At 45.8% G+C, this 20,592-nt stretch carries 14 protein-coding genes; 4 read left to right on the top strand and 10 right to left on the bottom strand.

The genetic code is table 11. The features are described 5' to 3' along the window. Positions 1-52 precede the first annotated feature (52 nt). Entirely contained in the window at positions 53-1,363 is a 1,311-nt protein-coding gene (locus GO493_RS03655; protein ID WP_157304740.1) for a DEAD/DEAH box helicase, read from the top strand. Positions 1,364-1,515: 152 nt separating this feature from the next. Here the strand turns inward: GO493_RS03655 and GO493_RS03650 are convergent, their stop codons facing one another. The 3 genes from GO493_RS03650 to GO493_RS31320 all read right to left on the bottom strand — a co-directional run bounded on the left by GO493_RS03650 (position 1,516) and on the right by GO493_RS31320 (position 7,476). Continuing rightward, on the bottom strand, positions 1,516-3,021 hold the full coding sequence (locus GO493_RS03650) for a SusD/RagB family nutrient-binding outer membrane lipoprotein (protein WP_157304739.1): 1,506 nt from the start codon (positions 3,019-3,021) through the stop codon (positions 1,516-1,518). 82 nt (positions 3,022-3,103) lie between these two features. After that, complete coding sequence (locus GO493_RS03645) at positions 3,104-6,382, bottom strand: SusC/RagA family TonB-linked outer membrane protein (RefSeq protein WP_157304738.1); 3,279 nt, start codon at positions 6,380-6,382, stop codon at positions 3,104-3,106. An 89-nt stretch (positions 6,383-6,471) separates the two neighbouring features. Then, positions 6,472-7,476, bottom strand: a complete 1,005-nt coding sequence (locus tag GO493_RS31320; RefSeq protein ID WP_317165400.1) for an NAD(P)H-dependent glycerol-3-phosphate dehydrogenase — start codon at positions 7,474-7,476, stop codon at positions 6,472-6,474. Between the two features lie 373 nt (positions 7,477-7,849). On the opposite strand from GO493_RS31320, the gene GO493_RS03635 reads away from it, so the two are divergent. From GO493_RS03635 to GO493_RS03625, 3 genes are read left to right on the top strand one after another with little or no spacing between them, the layout of a single operon-like run. Then, positions 7,850-8,212 (top strand): hypothetical protein, encoded by a 363-nt coding sequence (locus GO493_RS03635; protein WP_157304737.1) that lies wholly within the window; start codon positions 7,850-7,852, stop codon positions 8,210-8,212. Beyond that, the gene (locus GO493_RS03630; RefSeq protein ID WP_157304736.1) at positions 8,178-8,666 is read left to right on the top strand and encodes a helix-turn-helix domain-containing protein; all 489 of its coding nucleotides are present in this window, start codon (positions 8,178-8,180) and stop codon (positions 8,664-8,666) included. The genes GO493_RS03635 and GO493_RS03630 overlap by 35 nt, the downstream gene beginning before the upstream one ends. Beyond that, the gene (locus tag GO493_RS03625) at positions 8,626-9,135 is read left to right on the top strand and encodes a hypothetical protein (RefSeq protein WP_157304735.1); all 510 of its coding nucleotides are present in this window, start codon (positions 8,626-8,628) and stop codon (positions 9,133-9,135) included. Before GO493_RS03630 ends, GO493_RS03625 begins: the two co-directional genes overlap by 41 nt. Before the next feature lie 104 nt (positions 9,136-9,239). On the opposite strand, the gene GO493_RS03620 is transcribed toward GO493_RS03625, so the two are convergent. The 7 genes from GO493_RS03620 to GO493_RS03590 form a co-directional block, all read right to left on the bottom strand. Then, positions 9,240-9,497 (bottom strand): hypothetical protein, encoded by a 258-nt coding sequence (locus GO493_RS03620; protein ID WP_157304734.1) that lies wholly within the window; start codon positions 9,495-9,497, stop codon positions 9,240-9,242. A 150-nt stretch (positions 9,498-9,647) separates the two neighbouring features. After that, positions 9,648-11,000 (bottom strand): efflux RND transporter periplasmic adaptor subunit, encoded by a 1,353-nt coding sequence (locus tag GO493_RS03615; protein ID WP_157304733.1) that lies wholly within the window; start codon positions 10,998-11,000, stop codon positions 9,648-9,650. A 29-nt stretch (positions 11,001-11,029) separates the two neighbouring features. Further along, positions 11,030-12,496: a TolC family protein gene (locus tag GO493_RS03610; protein ID WP_198315467.1), complete on the bottom strand. Its 1,467-nt coding sequence runs from the start codon at positions 12,494-12,496 to the stop codon at positions 11,030-11,032. 171 nt (positions 12,497-12,667) lie between these two features. Then, positions 12,668-13,330, bottom strand: coding sequence for an ABC transporter ATP-binding protein (locus GO493_RS03605; RefSeq protein ID WP_157304731.1), 663 nt, complete (start codon positions 13,328-13,330; stop codon positions 12,668-12,670). A gap of 43 nt (positions 13,331-13,373) precedes the next feature. Then, a complete protein-coding gene (locus GO493_RS03600; RefSeq protein ID WP_157304730.1) occupies positions 13,374-15,719 on the bottom strand; it encodes an ABC transporter permease in 2,346 nt (781 codons plus the stop codon). A 96-nt stretch (positions 15,720-15,815) separates the two neighbouring features. After that, positions 15,816-18,206 carry an ABC transporter permease gene (locus tag GO493_RS03595; RefSeq protein ID WP_157304729.1) on the bottom strand — a complete coding sequence of 797 codons (2,391 nt, stop codon included), beginning with the start codon at positions 18,204-18,206 and terminating at the stop codon, positions 15,816-15,818. 4 nt (positions 18,207-18,210) lie between these two features. Next, positions 18,211-20,571, bottom strand: a complete 2,361-nt coding sequence (locus tag GO493_RS03590) for an ABC transporter permease (RefSeq protein WP_157304728.1) — start codon at positions 20,569-20,571, stop codon at positions 18,211-18,213. Positions 20,572-20,592 lie beyond the last annotated feature (21 nt).

Here is a 20,592-nt window from a genome sequence, read left to right as displayed (position 1 = left end):
AATATTATCCAGATTTACCCCAAATCTTCACTAAAACCGTACTTTTGCCCCGATGCAAAAATACGCTACCATACTCTCCGCTCTCCGCATAGACGAGCTGAACGAAATGCAGCTCGCTTCCATAGAAGCGAACCAACAATCAGACAACGTCATTTTACTGTCCAATACCGGCTCAGGAAAGACCCTGGGATTCTTAATTCCCATCCTCGAAAGGCTGGATAAAAACATCCCCGGTACTCAGGCACTCATAGTTGCCCCCTCCCGGGAACTGGCAATGCAGATTGAAAAGGTCTGGAAACAAATGACCACCGGCTTTAAAATAACCTGCTGCTATGGTGGGCACCTGAGGGAAACAGAAGAAAATAACCTGCTGGAAGCACCAGCTCTTATAGTCGGTACCCCCGGCAGACTGGGAGACCACATCCGCAGAGAAAATATAAAAACCGCAGGTATCACCACTCTTGTATTGGATGAGTTCGATAAATCCCTTGAACTGGGCTTCCAGGATGAAATGGAATTTATCATAGAATCCCTGCCTAACCTAAAAAAGAGGATCCTCACTTCCGCCACAGAAGCGGTGGAAATACCCGATTTTGTTGGCTTGGAAGAACCGGCAAAACTGAACTTCCTTACAGAAGGAAAGTCTGAAGCACTCACCCTGAAATACGTAGATAGCGAGGATAAAGACAAAGTAGATACCCTGTTCAGGCTTATCTGCCACCTGGGCAGCCGGCCCACTATAGTCTTCTGCAACCACAGGGAAGCCGTAGAACGTACCAATGGATTGCTGAAAGAAAAGGGACTAACCAGTGTTTTCTATCACGGCGCCATGGAACAACAGGAAAGAGATGCCGCCCTCTGTAAATTCAGGAACGGCACTTCCAACATCCTTGTCACCACAGACCTTGCCGCCCGTGGCCTCGATATCCCTCACATCCGCTACATCATACACTACCATCTGCCTCATAACGTCGAAACCTTCACCCACCGCAATGGCAGAACGGCCAGGATGGATGCCAGCGGAACCGCTATCCTGCTCATAGGACCAGATGAGAAGCTACCGGAATATATCAATGAGGAAGTTGAACTGATGACGGTTCCCGATAATGTCGAATTACCGGAAAAACCCAAATGGACCACCTTCTTTATAGGAGCAGGTAAAAAGGATAAGGTAAATAAAGTTGACATTGTAGGCTTCCTCACCAATAAAGGACAGCTGAAAAAAGATGATATAGGCCTGATAGAAGTAAAGGATTTCTTCTCCTTTGTAGCTATAAGGAAGAGCAAAGCAGCAGTTACCCTCCCACTCATCCAGGGACAAAAGATCAAGAACAAGAAAGTGAAAATGGACATCGCGAAATAGATTGTATACAAAAGGACGCTTTTGCCTCCCGGCAAAAGCGTCCTTTCCTACTCCTCAACTCCCCCTTTCAAGTATGTCTCAAGCATGTTTAAAGCATGTCTTAAGCATGTTTAGTGCATGTATTGCGGTAGCACTTTAGCGCCACGGTATAGTTATTTAATTAACCACATCTTCGTATTCAGGTTATCCGCTCCCTGGCGGGTCACCGCTTCCATACGATGCACCCCGTTAAGAGACTGTTCCTTCAACGGATAGATAAACCTCACCGGTACCAGGTTATTATTCAGGTTAGACGGTCCCGGAATAACCTCCGGCATTCCCGTCCTTCTCCAGTCATACCAGGCCTCCAACCCATTAAAATAAAATGCGATCCACTTCTGCAAGGCGATCTTCGCCAGCACATCCCCCGTATAAGCAACGGTGGTCTGGGTAAGATAACCAGCAGGCATAGTCACATCAATACCATATTGAGCAGGAACTATACTCTTCCAGTAGTCAAAATTGGCAGTAATGCCATTAGTATAATAAGTAGCCGCATCACCGGTAGAGATCAGGTTCTTCTCCCGGGCCTCTGCAAGAATGAACTGAAGCTCAGCATAGGTCATAAGCAACGCCCGGGGAGCAGCAGGGTCCGGCGGAGCCTGGTTCAGGTCATTACATACCAGGCAGGCAAAAGTATACCCCACACGGGATACACCCTGTACACCACCATTATACGCCAGCGCATCCACATCGCTCAGGCCATTAGGAATACCTTGTATCTTCGGAGTACCAGCTGTTACGGAAGTCTGCGTCGGCCGACCAAACACCTTCAGCCTGGGGTCGCCCAAAGCCGTAAGACGATCACTCAAAGTCTTGCTGACACGGAACTCGTCGATAGAACCCACACGGGAAGTATACAACGGCCACTGGTTAGGAGCGGCTGACAGATAGACCATCTCCGCATTATCAGCATTACCGGTAAACACAGGATTATTAACAGCATCGGCAACTATCGCCTGCATCTGCGCACTCACGTTCTTCTGTTTAGACATACGCAACAGGTAACGTAACCGCAGGGAGTTAGCCAGCTTACGCCACTTGATAATAGAAGCCGCTCCACCACCAAACAGGATATCCCCATCCAGCGTAGTACCACTTACCGCCAGCAGGGAGTTAGCACGAGCCAGATCTTTCAGGATACCGGCATAAATATCTTCCTGCTTGTCATACGCCGGCTGATAAACACCCTCCAGCTTGGCTTTACCGGCCTCAGAATAAGGGATGTCGCCATAAGCATCAGTTGCCTGGGCAAACATCCAGGATTTCAACACAAGAGAAACTCCATAATAAGGGTTAGTAGTATCCTGCCCCAGCGTAGTGAAGATGTTCTGCAGATTGCGATAATTATCATATACATCGTCCCACACACTGTTCTGCTCTCCCCAGAGGTACCGGTCCTCATTTACGAACTGGATCTTGGCGTGATGCTGTACCACAATGTTGCCAATGCCCCAGGCGCTGTTTACCTGCCGGTTCATCATATTCCTGATCACACCACTCAGCAGCAGGTCAGGCGTTACATTAGTAGGATTGTTATTGTTGGTATTGGTTTCCCTGAAGTCCTTGGTACAGGATGCCAGAAGCCCTGCCAGTATAAATATCTTAAATAGTTTCATCTGTCAATATTTGATTTTTATCGGTCAGATGGAACCGCGAATACAGGAGAATCTGTCACCCGCGGTTTCATTCCTGTCCTTTTTAGAGTTTAAAGCTGAGATTCACACCATAACTACGGGTGGTAGGAAGGCTCATATATTCAATACCTGGCAATGCAGTACCACCGGAATAAGACATATTCTCAGGGTCCACATGCGGTACATTATCCCACAGCAACAGGTTACGTCCCACCAGCGATACATTCAGCCCCTTGATCAGACCTTTGCCAAAAGAAGGGAAACTATAGCCTATCTGCAGCTCCCGAAGCTTTATAAAAGAAGCATCATACATCACCCCTTCTGCAATGGAACGGCCACCGGTCCAGGCACTATGCCACTCACGCACAGGCACTTTGGTAGTGTTAGTAGCAAAAGTGCCATCTGTTTTCTGGGTAACGCCCTGTCCTATCACACCATTACCTTCTTTAGTGATGTCATAACCATCTGCACGGCCTTCCAGGGTCTCTTTAATGATCCCGCCTTCACGGCCCACAGTCTGGGTATGGGAATAAAGTTTACCTCCCTGGCGAATGTCAAACAGGAAACTCAGCTTCACTCCTTTATAATTGAAAGTATTACCTACCCCCATCAGCCAGTCCGGATTGTAGTTACCCAGCTTGATCTTTTCTGTAGTAGCCATCGGGCGACCATTAGCCGCAAATACCATCTGACCGGTATACTGCTTCGATGCATCATAATATGGCGCATCAGGGTCAGAGCTCTGCACTCTTGCAAAACCGATTCCATATAGGTCTCCCATACGCTGTCCTACCCTGGCTTCCACGCTTACGCTTCTGTCTGCCATTACATAGTTGTCCAGCTCATCGCTCAGCTCTATCACCTTGCTGCGGTTGGCAGAGAAGTTCACATAAGCGTCCCAGCTGAAATTTTTCGTTTTCACCGGCATTACATTCAGCATCACTTCCACACCATTATTGCGGATAGAACCGGCATTGATAACCCGGGTCTCATACCCGCTGGTATTAGATAAAGGAATGTTCAGTATCTGGTTCCTGGTATTACTCTGGTAATAGGTCACATCCAGTCCAAGGCGGTTCTGGAAGAAACGCAGGTCCGTACCAAATTCATAGGCAGAGCTGATCTCCGGTTTCAGGTTCAGGTTAGACAACCTGCTGGTCTCTTCATACACCTGTGCTGCCCCATAAGGATCGCTACGGTTGTAGGTCTGGGTAAATGCAAACGGATCGGTGTCATTACCTACCTGCGCAAAGCTGGCTCTTACTTTAGCAAAGCTGAACACAGAAGGCAATGTGATCATATCACTGATAATAGCACTCAAAGCCACTGAAGAATAGAAATAGGAATTCTGCTCCTTACCGAGGCTCTTCAGATCTTCCGGCAGGGTCAGGGCGCTGCTCCAGTCGTTACGGCCCGTTACATCCAGGAACAGTTTGTTCTTCCAGGATACACCGGCAGAACCATATAAACTGTTGATCTTCTTACCCACGTCATTCTCATTAGACACCAGCGCTATCCTGGAATTGGTTAGCCTGTAGATATTGGGGAGGTTCAGCTGACCAGCCACTGCTTCTTTAAAAAGGGAGGTCTGCTTCATCTGGTTACCGCCAAAAGTACCGTTCACAGAAAAGTCTGAGTTGATCTCTTTATTGGCAGTGAACAGGAAATCTGAGTTACGCTCTTCGTTGATGATGTCCACTTCCCTGTATTCGCCATAAGGGAAACGCTGGGTGCTGAATGCACGGCGGTATTCCCTGCGTTCGCTGCTCCAGTCCGTTGCAGTACGAAGCTGAACGTTCAGCCAGTCTGCAAGGTCATAACGGAGGATCACGTTCCCAATGATCCTGTCATAAAACTGACCGTTAGTGTTTTGAAACACGGTCATGTAAGGGTTATCGTGATAGTTGTAGTTCCAGTTGTACTGCTGCTGGTTTTCGCGCCCCCTCATCCACAGGCGTTTCAGATCGCTCACTTTCACAGAAGCGGGCAGCCAGCAGTTGAACAGGTACATAATACTTTCTGTACCGTAGCTGATAGAAGGACGGTTGTCGCTCTCACTCTTGATATAGCTCACAAAAGCCCTGGCAGTGAATTTGGGCGTCAGGTGATAGCCTCCGGAGAAAGTAGTGGTATTCCTGTCCAGGCCTGTATTAGGTACAATACCTTTCTGGTGAAGATTGGTATAGCTTAACCGGAAATCACCATTATCGTTAGCGCCGGTAAGGGCTACGTTATTAGTGAAGGTATTTCCCGTTTCAAGGAAGTTCTTCAGGTTGTCATTGTCGGCCTCCCATTTTGTGGGGGTAATAGTGCTGCCTGCAGGGGCATTCAGATCTCCACCGGTATAAGGAATAGCCTGGCCGTTCAGGGTACGGGGAGAATTGAACTGTGGATAAAGCTGTCCTTTAAAAGCGGGTCCCCATCCTTCGTCGGTACCATCTGCCAGTCCGCCGCCGGCGCCGTTCACAAAGGCGAAGTCGCCGCCGCTGCTGTTACCCTGGCCGTATACTTTCTGGTATTCCGGCAGCTTCAGGGGAGTTTCTATAGTAAGGTTGCTGTTTACCTCTACGCCGATCCCTTTTTGCTTACGCCCGGCTTTTGTCTTGATCATTACCACGCCATTAGCTGCCCTGGAGCCGTATAAGGCAGCTGCTGCAGGGCCTTTCAGCACGCTCATGCTCTCAATATCGTCAGGGTTGATGAAGCTGGCGCCGTTGCCAAAGTCCACCTCCATATTATTACTGCCATTTGCACCGGTGATGGCATTGCTGATGGGCACACCATCAATTACATACAGGGGCTGGTTCTTATTGAGGTCTACAGAACGTTCCCCACGGATAGATACCCTGGCAGAACCGCCTACACCGGAAGGGCTGCTTATTACGGTCACACCTGCTACTTTACCGGCCAGCTGGTTCACTACATTGCTTTCACGGGCTACGGTGAGGTCGTCTCCTTTCACTTCCTGGAGAGCATAACCCAGTTTCTTCCGCTCTTTTTTAATACCAAGAGCGGTCACTACCACCTCTCCCAACCCTTTGGTGTCGGTAGCCATGGCCACAGTAGCGGCGTCGCCGGCTTTCAGTTCCTGGGTGGTAAAGCCAACACTGCTGATAATAAGGATGTCATTGTTCCCGGCCTGGATGGTAAAGTTGCCGGTGTTGTCTGTAATGGCTCTTTTTGTGCCCCCTTTCACCTGGATGGTTGCGCCAGGTAAGGGCTGTTTATCATCGCCGGAGATCACTTTACCGGTGATAGCCTGCTGGGCTACTGCCGTAAAAGAGAGAAAAAACAGGAGGAATCCTGCGGCAAAGATGCGCAGATAAGAATGGTTTAGTGGCATGCAGAATATAGATTATTAAATAATGATGAATCTGCTGCAAAAATGCCTAACCTATCTTATCCACATCTTAACAAGACGTTAACATTCAATTAAATAAATCCTTTCTCTAAGGAAAGGAAGGCTTCCCGTGGATTAAGATGTTGCCACAATATGGTATAAACCGCCTGAGCCACAGGCATATATGCACCTACTTCCAGGTTCATTTCAAATAGGCATTTACTGGCGTAATATCCTTCAGCTATCATGTTCAGTTCCAGTTGCGCGGCTTTTACACTGTAGCCTTTACCTATCATATTCCCGAAGGTGCGGTTACGGCTATGCAGGGAATAACAGGTTACAAGCAGATCGCCCAGGTAAGCGCTGGCATTATAATTATGCTCCTGTCCTGCCTCCGTATGTTCTTTACCGTAAGCCTCCAGGAAATGCTGCATTTCCCGGAAACAGTTGGTTATATATACACTGATGAAATTATCTCCGTATTCAAGACCATGGGCTATACCTGCGCCAAGAGCATAAATGTTCTTCAGCACCGCTGCCAGCTGTACACCTATTACATCATGGTTCACTATCGTTTGCAGGTAACTGTTAGTGAACATGTCTGCCATTGACTGGGCCTGCGTTTCCTGCAAACCGGAAAAGGTCAGGTAAGAAAGTTTTTCATTAGCCACTTCTTCTGCATGACAGGGGCCGGTAATAGTGAAATATCGTTCCAGCGGCAGATCAAAGATCTCAGAAAGATAATCGTTGATGAGCAGGTTGTTGCCCGGCACCAGACCTTTAATGGCATTGATCACCTTTTTACCTTCCAGCATTTCAGGTGTTAACTGCAGCAACACATCTTCCAGGAAAGCAGATGGTACGGCAAGTACCAATACATCACTGGCTGCAACTACTTCCTCTATGTTGCTGCTCAATTGTATCAGACTGGTATCAAAGTATACAGAAGTGAGATAGTGCCTGTTGTGATGGCGTAACTGCATGTAACGGATAGTATCCTCATTCCTGATCCACCAGGCAATCTGCCTGCCATTGTCCGTTAATATTTTGGCTAACGCCGTGGCCCAGCTGCCACTACCTATAATACCTGCTTTCACGTATCTGCTCTTTTTTCCGCAAAGTAAGGAATTTTACTTGCTAATGTTATCATACCGTTAAGTCAGTACTCCGGATAGTTATGCGTACTATCATTCACGTAGTCCAAAAGAGTTGCTTTCATATAATCCTTAAAATATTTATATATAACTTCAAAAGCAACACGCCTAAATATTGCAATAAATTAAATATCACTTCTTTTGGGTCAATCATCACAGAGAAATACACTCTCTTCTCTATACTTTTTCAATTAAAGATGACCATTCCAGATATTCCAACCAAAAATAAAATTGACATTAATTAACCTATAGCTTAATTTAGTGGTTAAGAGAATTGCATATATAAATAGAAAGATCTGACACAAGCCGGAGGCAAGTGTGCATAGATGCCGAAAATGAAAAAGAGATTTTGAGGTTTCTTAAAGAAGATCCTGCTCGTATAAAAAAGTTTCGGCAAATAGTTAATCTATTAATAGAGGGCATTCGGAATACAGAGCTGTATGACAAAGAAGATATTGATTCCGGATGTAAGGATGTTACAGCCATGAAGATGTTCAAAAAGGGTCAAAACATCAGACTGTATTGCAAAGAGCAAAAAGGACCTTTGGGTACATATTATATTATAGTTAGTGAGTTGTTGAAGAAAAAGAAATCTCAAAAGAACGGGAATACAGAAAAGACTCTCATAAAAAAAGTTTCCAACTATGACTACGAAATCAAAGAGCGCCCGGAAGAATAATCCATGGGAAGAGATCTTAACTCCAGCTACCCATAAAGAAAAGATAGAGCTTGACACGCAAATGCTTGCTTTCAAATTTCTGTCTATAGTTGAAAAATGCCAGGATATCAGGAAAATATCCCGAAAAGAATTAGCTAAACGGATCAATACTTCCCCAAGCTACATAACTCAACTCTTCCGTGGCGACAAAATTCCCAATCTGGAAATATTAGTCAGGATGAGTAAAGCTATGAATTTCGATTTTCAGATTTCGGTCTCTACGAATGAAAGTATCCTGGAAGAATTCAAGGAAGATGAATTACTTAATACTATGAAAAAAGCCCGCTCTGAGCGTGTAAGGATGGTATTAAAAAATACTCCGGCAATCTCTGCTGAAATATACAACAAGTCAGCTATTCTGTGTCCAATAAATAATGAAGAATATCAAGATGAAAGTAAAGCCATCCCCGCTTGAATTGAAAGAATTTGTCGTATTGGATTTTCATTACGATTTCAATCATCCTGAAAAAGAAATATCTATTCCTGAATTATTTAAAGAATACAATTACGACTTAGACTTTGCAATTAAAACAAGCGATCCTGCATTAATACAGATCTTTGTAAAATGTGATGTTAACCGGGGAGTTTCGGAGCCTTTGCCTGGGTATTCTCTCAAAGTGGAATGCATGGGTATGTTTTCAATTACTGAAAACCAGATCCTTGACAGCAAAGAAGAAATGGAAACACTTGTAGTAAACTCAGGTGTTGTTATGACCATTAGTTATATGAGGACCTTTCTGGCTGGCATAACAGGACATTTTCCCTTAGGCAGAATTCTGTTTCCGTCTATTGATCTAAAAGATCTGATAGCCAGGAAGAAGGAGCAAGCAAAAGCAAAACAAGAACAATCCGGGAAGAAAAAAACAAAAAAAGGCGCGAAATAAGGTTCAAATTCAGCACAGGCTGTTCTTTTTCACCAAATACACACGGCCCATATATAACAAGTGTACTGTTATATATGGGCCGTGATTATTACTATGAAAAAAGCTTACTCTGTTACGGAAGCGGTCTTTTCAGCTGCGGCTGGCTTGGCTTTCTTTGTTGCCTTCTTCTTCACAACTGACTTCTTCTTTTTGTCCAGCCCTTTGCTAAGCAGTTTAGCAGCTTTTCTGATCCTGTTCTTAAATTTAGTATCCCCAAGTTCCTTTTTCAGATCAACCAGGAGAAGGTCCAGTTTCTTTTCAATGGTATGGCGGGCTTCTTTATTGTCCGGCTTGGCTGGCTTAGTGGCTTTCGTACTTGACATAACTTATTCTAAATTGGTTTAATGTGGTAACATAAATTTAATCTTAAATTAACACTGGGCAATGTTAAGTTTTTTAGGACAGAGCCTTAAGCCAACAAAAAAGCGCTTTTGTCAATGACAAAAGCGCCTTTAAAAACAGATGCTTAAATATTATTTAGCGGTGCCTTCAAACAGTTCTTTCTTGGCAACCACCTTTACTTTCTTGTTGTTTTCCAATTGTTTTGATACTGCAGAATAAGGAGCACTGATTATCTGCTCTCCCGGTTTCAGACCGGAAAGTATCTCGATATTACTCTCATCCTGCAAACCGGTGGTTACTTCCACCTGTTTTACCGTATTATCTTTATTCAGCACAAACACCACTTCTTTAGATGTACGGGAAGCTTCTTTGGCATCTGCTTCATCTTTTTTACCACTTGCCGCTTTGGTAGAATCAACAACATCCCTGGTCGTTACTGCATTGATAGGCACTGCCAGAACATTGTTCTTACGACGGGTCTGTATATCCACACTGGCACTCATACCCGGACGGAAAGGAAAATTCTTCAGGTTAACGGGATCTATCAGGTCTTTATAGCTTTCAGGTAATATCCTGATATGTACAATATAACTTGTTACCTGCTCTGCTGAAGAAGAGGTGGTAGATGTTGTTGTGGCGGCGCCTTTGCTGGAACTGGCTATCTGCGTTACAATACCTTTGAATTTACGGTTGTTGTAAGCATCAACTTCTACGATAGCGGTATCATTGTATTTTACCCTGGGAATATCGTTCTCTCCCACATCCACCTGTACTTCCATTATGTTCAGATCAGCTATGCGCATGATCTCTGTACCGCTCATCTGACCGGTACCAACCACACGTTCACCTTTCTTTACCGGCAGCAGGGAAACGATGCCGTCCATAGGTGCAACGATAGTAGTTCTTTTCAGGTTGGTGTTAGCTTCGGTCAGACCTGCGGCAGCGCTCTGCACGGCAAATCTGTAGCTGTTCACCTGCTCCTGGGCAGCGTTATAATCTGCCAGGGCTGCCCTGTAACTGCCTTCTGCCGTTTCAAATTCACTCCTGGACACCACTTTCTGGGCATAGAGTTCTTTGTTACGGTCATAGGCTGCTTTATTCTGTTCCAGTTTTGCCTTGAATGCGTTCAGCGAAGCGGCAGTGTTGGCCAGTTGTGCCTGCGCCTGGCTGAGAGAGGCTGTGGCTTTATCCCTTACGGAGCCATAAACGTCAGCATAGATCCTTGTCAGTACCTGTCCTTTTTTTACAGAATCTCCTTCCAATACAGGCAGTTCCACTATCTCACCGGATACGTCAGAACTAACCTTTACTTCTGTTTCGGGGTATATCTTGCCGCTGGCGGATACTACCTCAATGATGTTCTTCTCCTCGACTTTATCTACCGCAACTTTAATGCTATCATCTTTTCCTGCTCTTGAGAGGGCGATGATAATGACAAGTAAAACAATGCTACCAATAATCCAGAAAAGTGTCTTTTTCTTCATAAACCGGCTTATTTCAAAAGGAAGGGAGACTACAGGGTGATCTTCTGATCTCTGTAAAACTCCAGTAGTTTCATTTTAAAAATATAATCGTACTGAGCGGAAACCTTATCGATCTGCGCCTTAAACAGGTTGCTTTGGGTAGTAATATAGTCAATAGTATTCATTAATCCCAGGTCAAACCTTTTGGTAGCAAAATCATAAGCACGCTGGGAAGCTTCCACTCCTTTAGAGGATGCTGAGAATTTCTGAATAGCAGCTACTGCATTAGCATGGGCCGTGTAAATATCCTGTCTCAGCTTCTGGTTATCCTGCTCTTTGGTCAGCTGCTGATTGAGGATGTTCACTTTTGCTTTCTGCATATTGGTACGGGCCTGCCAGCCATTCAGGATGGGAATGTTCAGGGAAAGACCTACAGACTGACGGAAGTTATTATTAAGCTGATCAAAGAAGGGAACGGTTTTAGTATATGCACCTGTACCTGATACAATCACCTGGCGTACAGTATACTTGGTGTTAGCATCTACATCTGCAACGCCAAATGGTGTATTCAGCGTATCCGTCCGGACCCCTGTATAAAAGGTATTCTTGGAAGTGGTAGCGTAGCTGCTGTTGGCATTACCGGAAAGGGTCAGTCTGGGATACAGCTGGGCTTTTGCCGCCGCATAGGAACGCTCTGAATACTTGATAAGTTGCTCGTCTGCCTTCATCAGCGGATTTGAATTCAACGCTGCACTGTACACCATTTCAGGATCAACTTCAGATAATCTTGGTAACGGTATAGAAGCTATATTCTCAGGGATCTGTGGTACAAAAGGCACATCAAATCCCAGGTTCAGCAATGCTTTTATCTGTAAGGTGGAGAGTATTACCTGGTTCTGGGCATTTACCAGCTGCACACTGTCGCTCGCCAGTTTAGACTCAAGATCTGCCTGGTTGCTTTCCGGCACAGAACCAGCTATCACCAGTTTCTTTGTATTCTCCAGCTGAGACAACGTCAGTTTTACCTGCACTTCGCTGATATGCACCTGCTCATTATTAAGCAGTATCTGCAGGAAGGCGCTGGCAATGTTGAATGCCACATCATTTCTTGCCTTATCCAGCAGGAAACTTTGCGCATTGGACTGGTACTTATTGGCAGAGATGGTATTTCTCTGGTAGAACCAGTTGAAAAGAGTAGCACCTATTGATGCACCTGCACCAAAATTGAAATAACTCTGGGTAACGAAGGCGTTGGAAATGGGGTCAATGTTACGGCCGGAACCCAAACCGCCATCAAAACCAAGATTAACGGTAGGGACCTGTGCCAGTTGGCTTTGTTTGAGGGTAAGTTCTGCCAGCCTTTTCTGCACTTCCTGCTGCCTGATGGTTATATTATTTGCCAGAGCGTAATCTACGGCACGCTGGAGTGTCCAGGTATCCTGGGCGTTTACCGCCACAGGGTTCGCAAACAGGAAGATGAGCGCCAGGAGGCATCCCGGGATTTTGGATAATTTCATGACGTTCCAAAAATATAATAATTGTGATGATAACATAAATCTTTTCTTTATCAAGAGCATAAAACTTTATTCCGGACAAACAATTCCCGGTAAAGTTATCCGGAACGAAGCAGGCCTCTGGCTCCTGCATAACGGACAAGACGTTGCTCAACCGGGAAACAACAGCCTGAATTATGCGATCTTACCGTCACGGATCTGTATGATCCTGTGACCGTAAGCTGCATTTACATCGGAATGCGTCACCTGTATGATGGTGATCTTATCTTTCTCATTCAGCAGCTTGAATAATTCCATGATCTCCTTTGCCTGGTCTGAATGCAGGTTTCCGGTTGGTTCATCCGCCAGTATCACCCTGGGCTCTGCTACAATAGCCCTGGCAATGCCTACCAGCTGTTGCTGTCCACCCGATAACTGGTTAGGGAACAGGTCCTTCTTTGCCACAATATTAAACCTGTCCAGTACATCCGCTACCCGGCTCTTTCGCTCTGATGCAGGTACGTTCTTGTATAAAAGTGGTGTCTCAATATTCTCATATACTGTCAGCTCATCTATGAGGTGATAAGCCTGGAACACAAAACCAATGGCTCCTCTGTGCAACTGGGTCCGCTTTTTCTCATTCATTTTGTGCACAGATTCTCCTTCAAACAGGTATTCTCCCCGGGAAGGCTCTTCCAACAACCCTAATATATGCAATAATGTGGATTTACCGGAACCGGAAGGTCCCATTATTGAAACAAATTCCCCTTCAAAAATAGTAAGGTCAATGTCATTCAGAATTTCATGCTTTCCAAATCCAACAGGATAATGTTTCGAAACGTGCTTTAACTGTATCATTCGTGATTCTTTTTTCCGGTAATCTAAAATAAATTTAATACGCCTATTCTGTTCTGAGCGCTTTCACAGGATTCATCAGTGCAGCTCTGACAGACTGCACACTTACGGTAAGCAACGCTATCAGTATGGCCAGCAGGGCCACACCTGCACACATCCACCATTCTATTGAAATACGGTAGGTATAGTGCTGTAACCAGCGGTGCATAATATAACAGGCTACAGGGGTAGCTACTATAATAGCTATAAATACCGGCTTCAGGAATTCGCCGGACAATAACACGGTAACCTGCGTTACGCCCGCTCCCATCACTTTTCTGATACCCACCTCCTTTTTCCTCCTGGCAGTAGCAAATACAGATAGGCCCAGTAACCCCAGGCAGCTGATCACAATAGCCAGCGTAGCAAATATTTTCACCAGGCTTCCCAGCAGTTTCTCATACGCATATTTCTGCTGATAAGATTCATCTACAAATGAATACCCGAAAGGATAATCAGCATTGAAAGAATGATACACCTTTTCCAGCCTGGCCATACATTCACTTACAGACAGGTCCGGGTTCATCCTGAACGTGATCACCCCTCTCCAGGAAGGATTATAGGGAAACACCATGGGGCCGGCCGGCATGTAAGACATCTCCCAGACAAAGTTCTTTACCACTCCGGTAATGGTCCTGGTCTGTCCGTTCAATACTATCTGCTGACCTGTAACCGGTTCCTTCAGCCGCATTACTTTCAGGGCCGCTTCATTTATCATGATGGAGAAAGAATCTGCCGGTGAAAGGAAATCCCTCCCCTCTTTAACCGTAAGCCCGAAGGTAGAGGCAAAATGTTCTGTGCCCGTCAGTATCCCGAAGTTAATTTCCTTCTCTCCTTCCCGCTGTCCGGGCCAGCTTAGTCCCCAGACACTGCCTGACGGAGTGGAAATAGAATTCATGACAATGGTACCGTTGGTAACGGCGCCGCTGGCAATAGCCTCTTCCCTGAAAGCACTATATTCATCGTAGACCTTTCCTTCCAACTGTACATCTACCAGTCCTTTTACGTTATATCCAACAGGCTGCTGTTGTATAAAACGGATCTGCCGGTATATCACCACAGTAACTATCATCAATGCAACTGCCAGGGTAAACTGGAATACCACCAACGCCTGCCGCGGCCGGAAAGTGCTTCCTACCTGGATAATACTGCCCTTCAGCACCGCTACCGGTCTGAAAGAGGACAGGAAGAAAGCCGGATAACTGCCGGAAATGATCCCGGTCAGCAGTCCCAATCCTACTACTGCTATCCAGAACGCAACAGGCGCCTGCAATAAGGTCAGGCTGCTGCCCGTCAGGGTATTGAACCAGGGCAACAGGGCCCACATCAGTATCAGGGCCAGCAACAGAGATACACCTACCAGCAGCAGGGACTCTCCCATGAACTGCCCTATCAGCATTGTCCTGTTAGCGCCTATCGCTTTCCTGACCCCAACTTCCCTTGCCCGCTGTTCACTTTGGGCAGTGCTCAGGTTCATAAAGTTTACACATGCAATCAGCAGTATGCCCAGCCCTAATAATCCAAATAAACGTACAGTGTCGATCTTACCCCCTGTTACTTTTCCATCTTTTATTTTGTCATACAGCTTCCATTCAGACATAGGATGCAGCATGAGGTAAGTACTGGCAGGTATGGATGCCTGCTGTTCATGCAATACATCTCTTATTTTACGTTCTACTGCTGCAGCATTTGCTGCCTGTTCCAGCTGGACGTATGTATTTACGCCAAAGTTTCCCCAGGAATTTTCCTGTACCCACAATTCATTTTTCTCGAATAACCTCCAGCTTAACAAATATGAAAATGTTATAGTTGAATTGCCCGGCGGGTCTTTTACCACGGCAGCCACCATAAGGGACTGCTTTGTGTCAAGCTTCACCATCTGCCCCACCACGTCCGTCTTTCCAAATAGCGTACGGGCCGTACTTTCTGTCAATACAATGACGTTCACATCGCCCAGCGCCTGCTCAGAACCTTTAATAACCGGGAATGTGAACAGCTGCTGGAACTGAGGATCTGTATACATACCATTCAGCTTCACAGACTTTTCTCCTGCCTGCAGCAAATGGGGTGCAGGGTAAGAAGTACGTACCGCATAACGGATCTCCGGTATTGTTCTCTTTAAATAAGGCGCCAGTGGAATAGGTAGATTAGGCCCACCTTCGCCACCGGTTTTTACAGCAAAAACCGACCTGTTGTTCTTATGGAAACTGTCAAAGCTGAACTGGAACAACACATAAAGTATAAGCAGGAAGCTGACAGCCATTCCTATAGCCAGTCCTGCAATATTGATCAGGGAGAAGGTCCGGTTCCTCCTGAGGTTCCGTAATGCTATCTTAATGTAACTGGTAAACATAAGCTCCTTTTGAAGGCTGTTAAAAAGGTAAGGGCCGGTAGACACCCGCCCACTTCATTTTTTACTTGTCATTTTAACGTAACGAACTTTAAAGACCTATTCCGTTCTTAATGATCTTACCGGGTTGCTGAGCGCTGCCCTTACTGTTTGCAGGCTCATTGCCAGGAATGCGATGATCAGTGCCAATGCGCCCGCCAGCAGGAATACAGACCAGTGTATATTGATACGGTATGCAAACTCCTGCAGCCATTGGTACATAAGGTACCAGGACAATGGCATAGCTATAAGCAGTGCAATAAGCACCAGTTTTAAAAAGTCTTTTGAAAGGAGGAAAAGTATACTTCCTACAGAAGCACCCAGCACTTTCCTGATACCTATCTCCTTTGTACGTTGTATCACTATGTAGGAGATCAGCCCCAGCAACCCGAGCACAGCCAGCGAGATAGCCAGCAGGGTGGCTGTCAGTACCAGGCGGCCAAAACGTTCTTCATTCCCGTACTGACGGTTAAAGGCGTCGTCTACAAAGAAATATTCAAACCGTCCGTCAGGTGCATAACGGTTATACAGGCTTTCAACACCGGCCACCACCTTCTTCGCCTGCTCCGGACGTACGCCAATGGTGACAAGCTCAAAGCTGCCCGGTTCAAAACGGATGGTGAGAGGGTGAATATCATCCCGCAGAGAATGATAGTTGAAATTCTTCACTACGCCTACTACTTTTCCATCACGCCCCCATTGCGAGAAACGTTTGCCAACAATATCCTCCGGTTTCGAATATCCTAATGATTTAACTGTAGCTTCATTCACCAGCATGGCCCTGGTACTGTCAGTACCCATCTGACCTGAAATGTCACGTCCCGCTATCACCTTTATACCGTACTGCTTTATAAAGTCGAAATCCACGAAATAAACGTCAATATTACTTGCCTGCATCTCCCCGCTCTTCATCTCCATTTTGCTATAGGCAGAGCTATGCTCCCTGCTGGGAATAGAAGAGCTGAGAGTTACCCCGGTCACTCCCGGCATTTGCAGGATCTCCTGCTTTATATTCACCCATTTATCTTCCTTCTTCTCAATTCCTCTTAACTCTATTACCAGCTGTTGTTCTTTCTTAAATCCCAGGTCCTTTTCCTGCATATAGGTAAGCTGATGATAAACGATCAGTACCCCTGCAATCAGTATTATTGTGATGGCAAACTGCAGAATAACAAGCCCCTGCCGCAGGAACAGCCCTTTGGTACTGCTGCTGAAAGCGCCTTTCAGTACAACTACAGGCTTGTAGGAAGACAGCACCACTGCCGGATAAATGCCTGCCAGCAGCCCTGTCGCAACAGCTATCAGGAAGAACCATATTACCGCAGCATTCGCAAATATGTAACGGGCGATCTCCTTTCCGGACAGCATATTGAACGCGGGCAACAACAACTGGCACAATACGAGAGACAGTACAAAGGCTACCAAAGCCAACACCAGTGTTTCACAGAGAAATTGCAGGGTCAGCTGGCCTTCATAAGCGCCCACAGCTTTCCTTACTCCTACCTCGCGCGCCCTTTCCGTAGCTCTTGCCGTAGCCAGGTTCACAAAGTTGATCACCGCAATCAGCATAATAAAAAGGGCAATGAATGAAAAGATATAAACGTTGGTTACACTACCTTTCACCGGCGCCGTCTTTTTGGATGTCATATAAACATCCTTCAGGCGCTCCAGGTGCAGCGTGTAGTACATGTTGCTGGTCTTCATCATTTTACCCACATGCCTTTCCATGAAGTCAGGCAGTTTCCTCTCCAGTTTCGTTGCATCTGCTCCCGGCTCAAGCAACAGGTAGGTCATAGCGCCAAAATTACCCCAGCTGTTTTCCAGGTCTACTCCAAGCCCCTTGGAAGCAGTGGTCATTGATACCACCATATCAAAAGGCAGATGGGAATTTTCCGGTATATCTTTCATAATACCGGTTACTTTCATCGTATATTTCTTTCCTTCCACCTCTAAGGTTTTACCAATAGGGTCTGCATTCCCAAAATATTTCTTTGCCTTGCTTTCAGACAATACCAGGGAAAAAGGCTCCGCCAGCACCCTCTTGATATCTCCCCTTATCAAGGGGAAAGAGAACATGCTGAAAAAGCCGGAATCCGCTACCAGCACTTTAGATTCATGGTATTTATTCTCTCCCGCCAACACCAGCATATCATCCTGCAATATTCTTACGCAAGCTTTCACTTCCGGAAAATCAGCGTTGATATTCGGCCCCATAGGCATAGAGGTAATACCACTCTCTATCAGCTCTGTCGGCGTTTTTACGTCAGTCACCACCCTGTATATATGATCTCCCTGTTTATGGAAAGTATCATAGCTCAGTTCAAATCTTACATACATGAAGATCAGAAAGCAACAGGTCATACCTATTGTAAGTCCCAGGATATTCAGGATAGCATAGAACTTCTGCTTCCTGATATTCCTCCATGCAATCTTTAAATAGTTCCGGATCATAATACTATTCTGTTTTAAGTGACCGTACAGGATTCATGAGTGCGGCTTTTACTGCCTGGAAACTAACGGTACATAATGCCACCATAACGGCTATGCCGCCCGCCAGTCCGAATACCCACCACTGGATGGCTATACGGTAGGCATAGTCCTGCAGCCATTTGTCCATCGTATACCAGGCTATGGGGATAGCCACCAGGATGGCCACACAAACAATTTTCATGAAGTCTGTAGTAAGTAATGTTATAATATTGGTGATGGAAGCGCCCAGTACCTTCCTGACGCCTATTTCTTTTATACGCTGCCCTGTGGCAAATGTGGCCAGGCCAAACAATCCAAGGCAGCTGATAAAGATGGCTATACCGGCAAAGTAATTGAACAGGCGGCCTGTACGCTGGTCTGTATGGTACATTTTATCCAGGTCCTGGTCTACAAATGAATAGCTGAAAGGATATCCTTCATTGTAACGTTTATATAATTTTTCAGCAACAGCTATTGCCTTTGGGGTATCCTTTCCCGTAGTACGTACATAGATCTTCCAGCTGTTAGGCTGGTAATAAAATACCAGCGGACCAATCCTCTCATGCAATGAAGAATAGTGAAAGTCCTTCACTACACCGGCAATAATACCTTCCCGGCTCCACAGCTTGAACCGCTTACCCACAGGGTCTTTCATTCCCATCATCCTGACAGCAGTTTCGTTGACGATATAACGCGCAGAATCTGAAGAGTTGCCAAAGAAGTTTTGGCCTGCTACCAGCTGTAACTTCATAACGCTCAGGAAGTCCTTATCTGTTCCTATATTACGGAATATCATGGAGGCGTCCTTCTCTTTCCCGTCCCATTCAGTATCCCCCGTGCTATTATCAACATGTATCAGGTCCTGGTTGGCGGTAGATACACCGGCTACGCCTGCTGCGGCAGATAATTCATCCACCGCACTGGCAATATGCTCTCCCATACCTCCTGAAGCAAACGTGAATACATTTTCCTTATTATATCCTAGTTCTTTATGCCTGATATAACTCAGCTGCTGCGCTACTACCAGCGTACTTACTATCAATACGGTAGCTATGAGGAACTGTACCACTACAAGTGCCTTACGGAATGAGATATTGCCGGAACCCGGCGCCAGCCGTCCTTTTAATGCTTTTAAAGGGTTAAATGACGATAGTAATACTGCAGGATAAATACCCGCAACAACAAGCGTAAGCAACATAGACAAGCCTATGGCCACTATCAGCTGCAGGTTATGGAGGGTTAAAGAGAGATGTTTGTCAGTAAGATTACTATAGAAGGGAATAACAAGGACTATCATTATCAGTGCCAGTACAAGAGATAATAAGAACACAAGTACAGATTCCCAGAGAAACTGCATGAACAGCTGCCCCCTGGTGGCGCCGATCATTTTACGAACGCCTATCTCTCCCGCCCTCTGTATGGCCCTGGCTGTAGAAAGGTTCACATAATTTACACAGGCTATGAGCAGGATAACTATTGCTATTATGAGGAAGATCCTGACTATCTTAATACTACCTTCACTCTGGTCAGGATTGTACAGATGCATATCCTTTAGCGGCTGTATATTATAACGCATGCTGGGGTCTGGCTTGGAATCCGGCCTTAACCGGGCCAGCTGTGCCGCTACCTTTCCAGGCAAGGCATTAGGAGAAAGCCGCAGGTAAGTGTCAAAGAAAAAATCTCCCCAGTCGCCATCCAGCGATCCCCAGTAAGTATTCTTGCCAAATTCCTGCGCCAGTATACCATAAGGTAGCAGGAAATCAAACCTGATACTGGATTGTTCAGGGAAATCCTCAATTATGCCGGTTACGGTATAGTTTGTTTTATCATTTACCCTCAGCACCTTACCAATGGCATTATCAGTGCCGAAATATTTCTTTGCCGTACTGCGGGTCAGCACCACAGAAGCATTGTCCGGGAAAGGATGCTGTACATTTCCTCTTATTAACGGGAAGCTGAAAAAGGTAAAGAACGAGGCGTCAGTGTAAGCACAATTCACATCGAAGAAATCCTTATCTCCATATGTGAGCTTTGAAATACTGCCCCAGTTGCCTCTTATCCTGACAAAACTTTCCACCCCGGGTATTTCCTTCACCGCATGAGCCCCCAGGGGGGCAGGAAGACCGGTCCAGGTCTGTACGTCCTTACCGGAAGTGAAGGTTACGCTGGCTCTGTATATCTGCTCTCCGTTCTTATGGAATTTGTCATAGCTTAATTCATCCTGCACCCAAATCAGCAGTAAGATACCTACCGCAAGCCCCAGTGCAAGGCCGCCAATATTTATACCACTATAAAGTTTTTGCCGGAGAATATTCCGCCAGCCAAGGCGCAGGTAATTGCTGATCATAACAATTTTTTAGACGATGAT

This window comes from Chitinophaga tropicalis, assembly GCF_009758205.1.
Taxonomy (GTDB): domain Bacteria; phylum Bacteroidota; class Bacteroidia; order Chitinophagales; family Chitinophagaceae; genus Chitinophaga; species Chitinophaga tropicalis.
This window is presented reverse-complemented; position numbering and strand designations above follow the sequence as displayed.